The 12,355-nt window shown below is 37.8% G+C and carries 14 protein-coding genes and 1 riboswitch; of the genes, 10 read left to right on the plus strand and 4 right to left on the minus strand.

Annotation, left to right across the window (positions count from 1 at the left end; translation table 11 throughout):
* Positions 1-165: 165 nt before the first annotated feature.
* The 10 genes from H7254_RS12970 (at position 166) to H7254_RS13015 (ending at position 8,496) form a co-directional block, all read left to right on the plus strand.
* Entirely contained in the window at positions 166-756 is a 591-nt protein-coding gene (locus H7254_RS12970; protein WP_301924191.1) for an MgtC/SapB family protein, read from the plus strand.
* Between the two features lie 32 nt (positions 757-788).
* Positions 789-1,085, plus strand: a complete 297-nt coding sequence (locus tag H7254_RS12975) for a DUF4372 domain-containing protein (protein WP_301933371.1) — start codon at positions 789-791, stop codon at positions 1,083-1,085.
* Between the two features lie 42 nt (positions 1,086-1,127).
* A complete protein-coding gene (locus H7254_RS12980; protein ID WP_301933372.1) occupies positions 1,128-1,961 on the plus strand; it encodes an IS4 family transposase in 834 nt (277 codons plus the stop codon).
* Between the two features lie 385 nt (positions 1,962-2,346).
* On the plus strand, positions 2,347-3,027 hold the full coding sequence (locus H7254_RS12985) for a hypothetical protein (RefSeq protein ID WP_301933373.1): 681 nt from the start codon (positions 2,347-2,349) through the stop codon (positions 3,025-3,027).
* A gap of 68 nt (positions 3,028-3,095) precedes the next feature.
* Positions 3,096-3,401: a hypothetical protein gene (locus H7254_RS12990; RefSeq protein ID WP_301933374.1), complete on the plus strand. Its 306-nt coding sequence runs from the start codon at positions 3,096-3,098 to the stop codon at positions 3,399-3,401.
* Between the two features lie 12 nt (positions 3,402-3,413).
* Positions 3,414-3,995 (plus strand): hypothetical protein, encoded by a 582-nt coding sequence (locus H7254_RS12995; RefSeq protein ID WP_301933375.1) that lies wholly within the window; start codon positions 3,414-3,416, stop codon positions 3,993-3,995.
* A gap of 287 nt (positions 3,996-4,282) precedes the next feature.
* A complete protein-coding gene (locus H7254_RS13000) occupies positions 4,283-4,957 on the plus strand; it encodes a response regulator transcription factor (protein ID WP_301933376.1) in 675 nt (224 codons plus the stop codon).
* A 7-nt stretch (positions 4,958-4,964) separates the two neighbouring features.
* Complete coding sequence (locus H7254_RS13005; RefSeq protein ID WP_301933377.1) at positions 4,965-6,293, plus strand: HAMP domain-containing sensor histidine kinase; 1,329 nt, start codon at positions 4,965-4,967, stop codon at positions 6,291-6,293.
* Between the two features lie 246 nt (positions 6,294-6,539).
* Positions 6,540-6,705, plus strand: a riboswitch (TPP riboswitch).
* Between the two features lie 55 nt (positions 6,706-6,760).
* A complete protein-coding gene (gene pnuC, locus H7254_RS13010; RefSeq protein WP_301933378.1) occupies positions 6,761-7,396 on the plus strand; it encodes a nicotinamide riboside transporter PnuC in 636 nt (211 codons plus the stop codon).
* An 11-nt stretch (positions 7,397-7,407) separates the two neighbouring features.
* Positions 7,408-8,496 (plus strand): acyl-CoA dehydrogenase, encoded by a 1,089-nt coding sequence (locus tag H7254_RS13015; protein ID WP_301933379.1) that lies wholly within the window; start codon positions 7,408-7,410, stop codon positions 8,494-8,496.
* Between the two features lie 329 nt (positions 8,497-8,825).
* Here H7254_RS13015 and H7254_RS13020 read toward each other — a convergent pair whose 3' ends face one another.
* From H7254_RS13020 to H7254_RS13035, 4 genes are all read right to left on the minus strand, one after another.
* Positions 8,826-10,043 (minus strand): metallophosphoesterase, encoded by a 1,218-nt coding sequence (locus H7254_RS13020; RefSeq protein ID WP_301933380.1) that lies wholly within the window; start codon positions 10,041-10,043, stop codon positions 8,826-8,828.
* A 100-nt stretch (positions 10,044-10,143) separates the two neighbouring features.
* Positions 10,144-10,992 (minus strand): N-acyl homoserine lactonase family protein, encoded by an 849-nt coding sequence (locus H7254_RS13025; protein ID WP_301933381.1) that lies wholly within the window; start codon positions 10,990-10,992, stop codon positions 10,144-10,146.
* Between the two features lie 466 nt (positions 10,993-11,458).
* Complete coding sequence (locus H7254_RS13030; protein ID WP_301933382.1) at positions 11,459-11,824, minus strand: glyoxalase; 366 nt, start codon at positions 11,822-11,824, stop codon at positions 11,459-11,461.
* 338 nt (positions 11,825-12,162) lie between these two features.
* Positions 12,163-12,355 (minus strand): hypothetical protein (locus tag H7254_RS13035; protein ID WP_301933383.1); only part of this gene is annotated, 193 nt, incomplete at its 5' end.

A 12,355-nucleotide genomic window follows, 5' to 3' on the forward strand; every position in this document is an offset into this window, starting at 1 on the left:
CCTGGTTAAATATCACAATATCATCATGGAAGTACACAATGCTGTTGAAAAGATCTTCACTGATAAACAATACTATCATTGTGATGCTTAATAATAAGTACATTTAAACTTTAAACCCAGGCAATGCAGTTGTATTACGGAGACGTTTTTAAAATAATAGTGGCCATGGTCATAGGCCTTATTATAGGTGTGGAAAGAGAATACCGCAGCAAGCCGGCGGGGTTGCGAACCCTGATGCTGGTATCGGTAGGTTCCTGCATTTTTACGATGCTGTCTGTTAAAATCGGCATCAATAATCCCGACAGACTGGCGGCCAATATAATTACCGGCATTGGTTTTTTGGGGGCAGGCGCTATTTTTAAAGATGATAACCGCGTAAGTGGACTTACAACCGCCACCACCATCTGGGTATGTGCAGCACTGGGTATGAGTGTAGGGTCAGGATATATTTTTTTAGCATTTGCAGGTGCGGCAGCCGTATTGTGTGTACTGTCGTTGCTGGTATTTGCCGAACATTATATTGATACCCGAAGCGGTACAAGGGGTTACCGTATAGTTTGCGTATTTACCCATAACACCCTGGAGTACTATGAAAAAATTTTTAACGATGTTCACCTGGAAGTGAGCCGGGGTACTCAAACAGTGGAAGCACAAAATATAACCGGCCACTGGAAACTAACAGGCAGTAAAGCCAGTCACGATAAGCTCATTACTATTTTATTGAATGACCCGGCTATAAAAGAGCTTGATTTTTAATTTCATAATTTAAATAATCCCGTGAATAAAATTTGATTGCCAGACCCCGGAGCACATCATTTTCTCGACAGTTCGCACATTTATTTGAAACGGTTTATTGGTATGAATTTGATTTATGTGTCAGCCGCTACCAAGGTAACTTAGGTATAAAAAATTTTACCTGCTGGGAGCAATTTCTAGTAATGAGCTTTGCTCAATTCTGTTATCGGGAAAGTCTGAGAGACATTGAATATTGCCTGGAAAGTATAGGGTCTAAATTATATCATTGTGGAATTAAAAGTCGTGTTAGAAAGAGTACTTTGTCAGATGCCAACAAAGATAGAGACTGAAGGATATATGCTGACTATGCACAGGTTTTAATCAAAAAAGCGTTGCCTCTTTATAAAGATGACAATAAGTTATGCGAAGAATTAAAAACAATAATTTATGCATTTGACAGTACAATAATTGATTTATGCCTGCAGCTTTTTCAATGGGCAAAATTCCGAACGGCAAAGAGTGCAGTTAAAATGCATGTGCTTTTAAATATAAATGGTTCTATACCTGAGTTTATAAGCATAACAGATGGCAGTGTGCATGATGTTAAGATCCTGGATCAACTCAATTACAAGCCAGGCGCATACTATCTCTTAGACAAAGGGTATGTATCATACAAAAGGTTGTGTAGAATTGAAATGGAAAAAGCTTTTTTTGTAACAAGAGCTAGAATAAATATGGCCTACGTTGTCATTAAAATAAAAAAGGGAGGTATCAAAAGCGGAATTATAAAAGATGAACTGGTGGAATTAACAGGATACTATACAGCTAAAGGATATCCTAAAATAATTAGAAGAATTGAGTATGTTGATAAGGAGACCGGAAAGAAATTACTATTCCTGACCAATAATCTTATTGTCAAATCTTTTATGATAGCCAGATTGTATAAAGAAAGGTGGAATGTTGAATTATTTTTTAAATGGATTAAGCAGAATTTACGGATTAAAAAGTTTTATGGCAATAATGAAAATGCAGTTAAGGTACAAATATGGATTGCAGTATGTGACTACTTAATAATCGCTATTCTCAAAAAGGAATTAAATCTCAAACCAAGTATGAATCAAATATTACAAATACTAAGCATCAGTTTATTTGAAAAAACAGCCATAAAAAAATTGTTTGAAAAAGACGATACTATAATTATTAGTAATCAACAATCATTATTTTAAAAAACTACCGGATAGTAGTGAGAAATAAAATAAATATCAAAGGCTTGTACTGCCTGACTGGGCGCAGTGCCGTAGCGTTAGACGCTGAGTGAGAAGCGGGCAAAGCTGGCGGGTATCCTGTGCTGAACATTTAATACAAAGCAGCATTAAAAAATACAGCAAGCTCCTGATGCGTATAAATAGTATACAACGATAAACCTGCACTGCCTGCCAGGTTGCAGCGCCATACCCCCTTGGTGTTTGTAACCAACCTCAAGACAAAAAGCAATGCTTTTTTTTGGTGACAAAAAACATTTTTTTAAAAGAGTTGATTTTTCATTTTCGCTTCATGTTGGCATTATACATTTGTTCTGTAATCAATTATTAAACTAAAAAAAACAGAATTATGAAAACGACATTATTATTATCAGCCGCCATTTTATTATCAACCGCATCATTTGCGCAAACCACTGTAACAAGCCAGCATGCGGTTAACAATGCTACCAGTTTGCAAAGCCAAAAGGGTAACAGTGAAGTGAAAAATTCAGGCAACGTTTCTTCATCAACTAACATGCAGACCAATGCAGTTAACAGTTCAGCAAGCAGGGCTACCACAAGTGTTGAAAAAGGAAAGACTGAAATTGCTGCCGAAAAGCAAACGATGAGCGCCAAAGCTGCCGAAGAAAAACAGCCCGTTAAAGCAGTGGCCACACAGGATGCCAGCGTATCTGCAAACACGCATTCAGCTGCAAATGTTGGCGCATCAGAAAGGAACAATAAAACAGAACAAAATGCGTCTTTAACTGGCGAGGCAACCATTTCAACAGTAAACATTAAAAAGAACAGTAATCAGGTAAAAGGAAATGCTAAAACTGTGGTAAATACAAATGCGGCTGCTACGGTTGCAGCCGGTAATCAGGTAAAAGCCAGCGTACATACCATAGCCATTAAAACAGGCGAAAAAGTAAATACTACCGCTGTAACCACCATAAAATCAAGTTCAGCCATTGCTCATTCAATTAAACCAGCTGCTGTTGTTAAAATGAACACGCATATAAAAACAAACACAGGTATTAAAATAAAATAGGTAATCTGTATCAGGTTTTGCATCGGTCATTTTTTATTACGATGCAAAACCTGTTTTAAAAATACGCAATGAAAGTTTTAAAGATTTTAAGATGTTTGTCAGGACTCATTTTTATGATCCTTCCTTATTTTACCATGGCCGGCGATGGTAAGCCTGTTGTTAACCTTATTGCTATTTCAAAAATTAAAACTGATACCGTTGCACCAAAAGCACCAGGTCCAGATAACCAAGGAGATAAGCCGGCTGAGGATATCATAAGAGAAGTACCAAAATCAAGAAGACAACCCGTACCAATACCGGTTAAAATAAAAGTAATACCGGTTAACATTATAAAACTAAAAATTGTGAAACCAATTATTAAGATCATTCACTAACAAACTAACCTCATGAAACCTTTAATATTATTTGCCACTATTATATTTTATGCTGCTTTTTGTTTTGCGCAAACAGACACAACGAAAGCTGCACCGGCAGACAGCACAGCTTCCAGATCTACTTTAACTGTAGCTGCAGTGTATGCTAATAATGCCAGTTATTATGGGCAAAAATCTGCGGAAAGTACGCCTTATGCTGCACTGGCTGCAACCGTACGTTTTAAGTCTGGCTTTTATTTTACAGGTCTTGCTTATAAATTATTGAATGAACAAACTTCATCTGTTTCAGCATCCAGCCTAGGTGCTGGAGTAAATTTTAAACTTGCGAAAAACTTATCTGCCGACCTTAGTTACAGTCATAGTTTTTACCCGGCTTACTCACCGTTATTGCAGGCGGCCAATGCGGATAATGCTAGTGCAGCTTTCATTTACGAAAACTGGCTGAATGTAAACCTCTCAGGCGACTACGCTTTCGGAAAAACCAATGATGAATTTTTTACTGGTGGAATATCAAAATCAATCAGCCTGTTTAGCATCGGCAAAAAAGATATTGTTACCATCAATCCATCTGCAGATATAGTAGCGGGAACGTAACATTTTTATCAAACATATCTTACTGAACAAAAATTAAGGGATAGCGTACTGGGTATTATATTAAGCCCTGTTACCGGTACCCCTTCTCAGGGTACCACCAAAACAGCTACGACTACTGCATTCAATCTGTTGTCTTATAATTTTAAATTACCGCTTGCATACAACAGATCGCATTATGTGCTGGAGGCTGCTTACCAGTTATCGGTATTGAGCAATCATGCACAAACAGATCCGGGAAAGACAAATTCATTTGTAACGTTAAGTTTTTATTACCAGTTTTAATACCTATGAAAGTACTGATTATTGAAGATGAAAAGGCCATGGCAAAAGAGATGTATGTGTTTTTAGAAAAATCGTTTTACCTGTGTGATATTGCTTACTCAGCAAAAGAAGGTAATAACCTGATGGAAGAAAACCAATATGATTTTATATTGCTCGACCTGGGGCTGCCGGATAAAGACGGACTAGAAGTTCTGAATGATACAAAGAAAATGTGTCCCAATGCATCTTACATTATTTTAACTGCACGGGGCGATCTGGAAGACAGGATCAAAGGCCTTGATCTTGGTGCAGATGACTATCTTGCAAAGCCCTTTTCGTTATTGGAACTGCAATCAAGGATGCAGGCTATTACCCGACGAAAATCTGGTAACAATGATCCACAGATTGAGCTCGGTGAATTTTATCTCGACCTCAATAAACGCTCTGTCTGGTGTCAAAAAAAAGAAGTTGAATTATCCCGTAAAGAGTTTGATTTGCTTAGCTATATGCTGCTGCATAAAAACAGGCCGCTCACCCGTTTTCAGTTAAGCGAACATATTTGGGGAAATTTTTCTGATGATGATTATGATTCCAATTACATCGATGTGCATATAAAAAATATCCGTAAAAAAATGTCTGCTCATGCGTCTGTTGATTGGTTGCAAACGCTGCGTGGTATTGGTTATAAAATAAAAATATAAGTATCCAATGAAACTGCTTACCAAGCTCACTCTTTTTATCACACTTTCAAAGTTACTTATTGTAATACTTTTTGTGGTAATGATGCCATCGCTGGTAAACCGGGTAAGCTTTCAATACACCAATTATTATTTAGGTGAACAGAAAAAAAAGGTACTCAACGTAATAAAAAAGAATGGAATAGATTATTACCTGCAGGGCGACAGTGCTTACGGAAGTTATACCATGTTGAAGGAAGAATATATATCCCTGGTTCCCGCAGGCAGTAATATAGTTAGAGATACCATTGAGACTTCGCAACGCATAGTAGACAATGATACATTGAATTATCGTTTACTTACGCATCAATTAACCTACGGCAATCAGCGTTACCTGTTGGAAATTGGCAAAACCACTGCTACAATTGGCGAGTACAAATACCTGTTGCAACGATTTACTTTGTACATCCTGATTGGGCTAATTGCAATCAGTGTTATAGCGGATCTTATATTTACAAATGTGTTGTTAACACCGCTTGCAAGGATAGTGCGAACCAAACTGCTGGATAGAAAATTTCCATTTAAGGAATCTCTGTCGCCGGTAAAAACATCTACTTCCGATTTTAAATACCTGGATAGTTCCCTCATCAGCCTGATGGAAAAAATTCATGAAGCCTTTGATAAAGAAAGAGAATTTACTTCCAATGCATCACACGAACTGATGACGCCAATCAGTATACTGCAAACAAATATTGAAAATATGATGGTAGATGAAAACATCAGTGAAGAGCAGCAGGAAAAAATAGCTGCTATGATGAAAACTCTCAACCGCCTTAAAAAAATTGTGCATTCACTGCTGTATATATCCCGTATTGAAAACGACCAGTTTGCAAAAAATGATACTGTAAATATCCATACAGTTGTAACAGAAGTAATGGAAGAACTCTCGCACCGGCTTGAAATAAATGAGATTATTTTTACCAATAGTGTTTCAATCAGCCGAAATATCAAACAGGTAAATCATGATTTGATTTTTCAACTGCTTTATAATCTTATCAACAATGCCATACGGTACAGCAAAGCAGGTGGTACTATTCATGTGATGGATCAATATGTGCCGGCAGACCACTACACTTTATTGATAGAAGATACCGGAATCGGAATACGGCAAGAAGACCTGGCAACCATATTTAACCGGTTTAAAAAATCAGGTCACTCAGGTGGTGAAGGACATGGCCTCGGTCTGTCTATTGTTAAAAGTATTGCATCTTATCATGCATTCGAAATAAGCGTACTTTCTGAATTAGATGAGGGTACCGTTTTCAGTATTAAGTTTCCTTTGCAACAGATAGATATCTGAGTTTGAGTAAATAAACGGTACTGCCAAGCCAGCAAATAGGGTACACTACATCACTATATTTTAATGCATTCAAGCGTTGTCATTTAAAGTTTACCCGCCGCAGCAGTTAGTTCAACAAAGAGCTGTACCCAGGGGAATGGTAATTTTTGGGGGCTGTAAAAAATAATCAGTAAGGTTACAATTTTTTTAAAACGGAATTCCATAAACAGGCCATCAACTTTTCTCTTTTAAACATATCTTTGCGCCAACACACTCAAGGGGTGCCTTACAATTGTTATTGAATGGTTCAATAACAATTGCTGAAATAAAGGCTGAGATTATACCCATTGAAAGAAACTGATTTCAACAATTAAGTTTCATTCATACACCTGATCCGGATAATGCCGGCGTAGGAAAGAGAATAATACTGTATGGTTATTTCGTTTTTTTGCACCACTTGAGTAAGTATTTTTTTAACTATTATTATGATGATGGAAGTACAAGTCTGGTGTGATTTGCTGTTGCTGCAAATAAAGCAATCTACCTGGATGGAATGGCTGGCCGTGGCATTTGGTGTGGCAGAAGTGTTGTATGCCAAAGCCAATAAAATATGGCTATATCCCACGGGTATTGTAAGCACGGTAATTTCTATGTATGTATTGGTAGCAGCCGGTTTGTACGCAGAAGGATTACTGAATGTGTATTACCTCGCAATGAGTATTTATGGCTGGTGGTATTGGATTAAAAAGAAAGATTCACCGCCTGTAAAAATTACGTATTGTACCAGAAGCGAGTGGACAACTGTTGTTTTAATTACAGTGGTTGGTTTTATGATATTGTATGTTGGTCTAAAAAATTTTACGCCTTCTGCCGTTCCGGTTTGGGATGCATTGGTAAGTGCTGCGGCCTGGGCAGGGATGTGGTTACTGGCAAAGCGTAAAATAGAAAACTGGATATTGCTAAACATTTCTAACCTTATTGCAATTCCATTGTTGCTGTACAAACATTTAATGTTGTACAGCGGTCTTACTATCTTTCTTTTTGTAGTAGCTGTTCAGGGATATATTAAATGGAGAAAGATTATCAAAAATGAAAATCAACACTCAGTAAAAGTTACACCTTGATTTTAAAAATTATGAACGTACAAAATATACCCCATCCTTCTTTTTTTATTGATACCTTAATTACAGAACGTATCAGGGATTTTGCCGCCGGGGCGGAACAATTACAGCAGCTTCATCCCCAGCAAGTAGCAATAATTTACAAGGAAAAATGGTTTAATCTTTTTGTGCCGGCAGCATACGGCGGTCTGCAAATGTCGCTGCCTCAGGGAATACAAACAGAAGAAAGCCTGGCTTGGGCAGATGGTAGTACAGCATGGACGGTTACACTTTGTAGCGGTGCAAATTGGTTCATTGGTTTTTTGCAGCCTTCGCTATCAGATGAAATTTTTAATACTGTCAATACATGTCTGGCAGGAAGTGGAAAGGCTACCGGTGTGGCTAAAGACCTGGGCGATGCCTATGAAGTATCCGGCTACTGGAACTATGCCAGCGGTGCTTTTATTGCTACTGCCTTTACGGCCAATTGTATCATTGAAAAAGATGGGGTAGCATTATTGAATGCTGATGGAACGGCGTTGGTTAAAAGTTTTGTTTTTTTAAGAAATGAAGTAATACTTCATCCCACCTGGAAAAGCATTGGAATGATTGCCACCGCCAGCAACAGTTTTGAAGTAAAGCAATTGCGTGTACCAAAGAACAGGAGTTTTACAATTGACAGTAATGCGGCCATATTGGATGCCCCTGTTTACAGATATCCTTTTCAACAATTGGCAGAAGCCACCCTTGCAGTAAATAGTTCCGGCATGGCCATCCGCTTTCTTGATTTGTGCGATACATTCAGCGAAGAAACCAAACCTGGTTCCCTAACGCAACTGCAGCTAACAGCTGCAAAAAATAAGCTTCAAATGGCAAGAAATTATTTTTACAACGCGGTACAGCAATCATGGCAAGCTCATGTACAGCAGCAGCCTTTTGCAGCCTGCGCTTTAAAAGCGGTAACACTTGCCAGCCGGGAATTAGCTGCCACAGCAAGAAAATTAGTGGATGAAATATATCCTTACTGCGGCCTTGCAGCAGCCAATCCCGCTACAGAAATAAACCGCGTATGGCGAAACTTACATACTGCCAGTCAGCATGCTTTACTGTTATCGGATAAATAGCAACGACGCTGTTTTTTATTTTAATTGAAGAAAAATTTGCAATTTACAATTGCCTTAACCGGAAAAATTCAATCTTTTAGCTACCTGTTTTGAAACAGAGCGAAAAGAGAAAAACTGTAGTTCAATTTTTGTTTGTCCGCGCAGTATGCAATGACGATACTTTCGCTCTTTTTAAAACTTGACGAAGCCTGTGCAGTTGGCTGTATTTGAAAGCAAGCTGGATGCATTGGCCGCAAAACAGTAATTTTTGCAACACATAAGTTTACATCTAAAAAAGTAAATTATAAATAAAAAAAATGTATAGCATCTTTTGCATTCTGCCGGATCAATTATTTGTTAAATAATTCTATCAAAGTAATTTCAGGCCGCATGCCCAACCTGCCTGGAAAACCGAGCCAACCCAAACCACGGCTTACATAGAGGTATTGAATACCTTCCTGATATAAACCTGCCCAATGTTTGTATTTATATTTTATGGGGCTCCATTTTCTGTTCCCCAAATTTATTCCTGCCTGCATGCCATGTGTATGGCCTGAAAGGGTCAATGCAATATTGGTGTGGTTTACTACCTCCATGGGCCAGTGTGCAGGATCGTGTGACAGTAATATTTTAAAAGGAATATCGTTCACTTGTGCCAATGCCATTTGCAAATTACCATATTGTTTAAAAGGTGGATTTCCCCAATTTTCAACACCTGCAATAGCAATACGCTCCTGGTTGTTCTCAATAATTACGGCTTCATTCAACAATAGCATGAAGCCAATATCTTTGTGAAATTTTTTGATGGCTTCAAAATTTAGCTGCCGGGCAGCAGGGGATTTCCATTGATGATAATCGCCATAATCATGGTTGCCTAAAACGGCATATTTGCCCCTTTTTGCGGATAATTGTTTGAAGGTTGTATCCCAGCCATTTAATTCAGATGCAAAGTTGTTAACGAGATCGCCGGTAAATAAAATAAAATCCGGTTCTAAATGATTGATCATTTTTACAGCCCTGTCAAAAATATGAAAGCGGGCATTGAAACTCCCTAAATGAGTATCTGAAATATGGACAATTCGCAGGCCATTAAAACTTTCCGGAAGTTGTTCAAGCTTTACTTTGTGATGATGTACCTTAAAACGGTACAACGATCTAAAGATGGCATATTGAATTACAAAAAAAGGAAAGAACCACGAAAATAGTCCCAACATGGCAACCCACAACAAGGGTACTATTTCAGCAAAAACATAATCGGTAAAATGCAGTACCGAAATAACGATGATGAAAATGAATTTGGGAATAAAAGAAGAAACCGTAAGGCCATACAAGGAAGATATTAGCAAATGTTTGGTTTGCGGGGCTAAGTATTCTAATCTTACTTTTAATATCAATATAGAAGATATAAGTCCGATAGTAAAAAACCAAAAACCAATATTGACCGCATTTCTTGTTAAGATTGAAGGGATAAATGCTGTGATGGATTGCAACCAGTAAAAGGCGAATATATCTACAATGAGTATTGCCAGGCATAGTAACACAATTATAAAAAACGAATAACTCTTCATCCCGTTATTTTTTTATCCTGGTCCTTTTTTCAATCTTCATTTATCAGCTAACACTCCATAAATACCCATTACACCGGCCATTCATTTATCAGCTATTAATCTATTTTATCTGAACGATGCCTGGTGATACTGTGGGAAATATGGAAAATATTTTTGCATCATGCCCCGGAATGATGAACTTCACATCCGATGCGAGGGTCTTCATTCTTTGCATAGCCTTTACATAACCAGCCGGATCTAAAGTACCACCAACAGAAGCCGGTGTTAAATGATCCAGGCTATAATAAATCCAGATATTATCAGAGGCAAGAATAATTTTGTTAGTGCCCGTTTTCACCAGTACATATTGCGAGTTAAAAGTGTGTCTTGATCCGGTGTAGACTGTAATGCCGGGAATAATTTCTTTATCATCGCCGTTAACAAGGGTTAGTCTGCCAGCCAGGTTTGCATCCATCAGCTTTAGCACATCTCTTTTATTAAAGCCGCCATTGCTGCCATCCTTTTGCCAGGCTGTACCAACAAAATAATTGAAGTCTTCTTTCTGCATCCAGATATGAGCATTGGGAAACAAATCAATTCCATCAATATGATCCCAGTGAGGATGGCTTAAAATGATGTCGGTGATTTCGCCGGGGTTTAAGCCTGTTTTCATCAACATCGAATCTGGCCGCGTATAATTTGCAATGCCAAACTCTTTCGCTTCCTCAACGTCATGTAAAAAGCCGGCATCTACCAAAATATTTTTACCTCCTTTTTCCCTGATTAACCAAACCATAAAGTCAATATTCACACTGTCTTTTTCCGGACCTTTGTCGGCCCATGCTGCAATGGTCGTTGGATGTGCCAAAGAGCAGAATTTAACGGCATACACTTCATAATTTTTAGCCTGGCACCATGCAATAGGTACCGCAGAAATAATCAGTAAAACAATGAGCATTATTTTTTTCATAATTTAATTTTTAAACGGATACACGCAGGCTCAACACATGCATGGCAAAAGTGAGGTACCCGGTTCTATTTGCTTTTCAAAACTAAAAACTTTTGCATCAAATTAGCCGTAATCTTTTCACCAGTAAGGTTTTTATTGGTTATCATAAAAATTTTACCATTCTCCGGAAAATATATAGTTGCAGGTTTTCCCTTCTTCAACTAAGGCGGCTACCCCGATAAAATTTAATGGTAGTATATCTAAGGAGCTAAGAAAAGAGCGGCACAAAGAAGAGCACAGAGAATTAAAATGCAATATTAAAATTATGCGGAACAATACTATATCCCATCAATTGGCAGATGATACCCATTGATGACCTGCCACTTTTTTGATCTTTACTACCAGAATACGGGTTTAACCAAATATTAAAGCAAAGCCGGAACGTTGTAACTTCCAGAACCAAATCGGGCTGTGGTTTATAGTTGCATTAATTATAAAATTCCCCCAGGTGCCATAAAATTCCGGATGGGTCGTGCATAAAACATTCCCTGCCCCAATCATTTTCCCGGATGGGTATTAATTTTACACTTTTATATTTAGCAGTCAGGTTCAAAGCCAGCAATTCGTTCCAATATCGGCTAACATCTTCAACTTCTAAAAAAATCATTGAATTATCTATCCAATCCTGCACGTAAGCATCTTGTAAATAAAATCCTATTCCCTCCGTTTTAAAATACGACATAGTATGAGTCAAAATATTTTCTTCAAAACCCAGGTCCCGGTAAAAACTCCGGGATAGTTCAAAGTTTTTAGCTCCGATGAATGGCCGTATTGATTTTGCTTTATGTTCCATTTTGTACGTTTTTATAAATCAAATTGATTTGACAACTCCTGATAAAATTTTCCATAGTGTAAGATAATAAAACAGGATGTATTGTATGTATTTGCTACAAATATCTTACCGGTTAACGATTAAGCCGTTGATCAATAAAACACAACGGCTGCCTTCGGGATGGGTTGCTATATTTAAAAAGCTGCCCACAGCGGCAGAAAATACTGTAACCGTAGTAATCTTTTTTATGTGACCTATTTTACTGAATGATCGTAAAGAGGTATGTTGAAGTTAGAGGCATAAACGAATCAGAAAAGACCTTTCATAAAAATCAGTCAATGCCTGGTGAAGGCAGAATTTTATTCAACAGTTATTCCCTGATTTTTACTTAATGTTAATTCTTTAGCAGGTGTTGATATCAGCCTGACATTTCTTCCCAGCACATCGCCTTGTAGTTTATTTTGTTTTATTTCAACTGCTTTGCAGGCTTCTATGGTGATCATATATTTTCGTGCATGAAATGCCTTAAACCGGTTAGACCTTATGATGGTA

Origin of the sequence: Ferruginibacter sp. (genome assembly GCF_014377975.1) — a bacterium.
GTDB lineage: Bacteria > Bacteroidota > Bacteroidia > Chitinophagales > Chitinophagaceae > Ferruginibacter.

What these genes read in the sequence shown, in the direction of transcription:
- H7254_RS12970 (WP_301924191.1), top strand. Translation starts at nt 166, where the DNA reads ATGGTCATAGGCCTTATTATAGGTGTGGAAAGAGAATACCGCAGCAAG.
- H7254_RS12985 (WP_301933373.1), top strand. Translation starts at nt 2,347, where the DNA reads ATGAAAACGACATTATTATTATCAGCCGCCATTTTATTATCAACCGCA.
- H7254_RS12990 (WP_301933374.1), top strand. Translation starts at nt 3,096, where the DNA reads ATGAAAGTTTTAAAGATTTTAAGATGTTTGTCAGGACTCATTTTTATG.
- H7254_RS12995 (WP_301933375.1), top strand. Translation starts at nt 3,414, where the DNA reads ATGAAACCTTTAATATTATTTGCCACTATTATATTTTATGCTGCTTTT.
- H7254_RS13000 (WP_301933376.1), top strand. Translation starts at nt 4,283, where the DNA reads ATGAAAGTACTGATTATTGAAGATGAAAAGGCCATGGCAAAAGAGATG.
- H7254_RS13005 (WP_301933377.1), top strand. Translation starts at nt 4,965, where the DNA reads ATGAAACTGCTTACCAAGCTCACTCTTTTTATCACACTTTCAAAGTTA.
- pnuC (WP_301933378.1), top strand. Translation starts at nt 6,761, where the DNA reads ATGATGGAAGTACAAGTCTGGTGTGATTTGCTGTTGCTGCAAATAAAG.
- H7254_RS13015 (WP_301933379.1), top strand. Translation starts at nt 7,408, where the DNA reads ATGAACGTACAAAATATACCCCATCCTTCTTTTTTTATTGATACCTTA.
- H7254_RS13020 (WP_301933380.1), bottom strand. Translation starts at nt 10,043, where the DNA reads ATGAAGAGTTATTCGTTTTTTATAATTGTGTTACTATGCCTGGCAATA.
- H7254_RS13025 (WP_301933381.1), bottom strand. Translation starts at nt 10,992, where the DNA reads ATGAAAAAAATAATGCTCATTGTTTTACTGATTATTTCTGCGGTACCT.
- H7254_RS13030 (WP_301933382.1), bottom strand. Translation starts at nt 11,824, where the DNA reads ATGGAACATAAAGCAAAATCAATACGGCCATTCATCGGAGCTAAAAAC.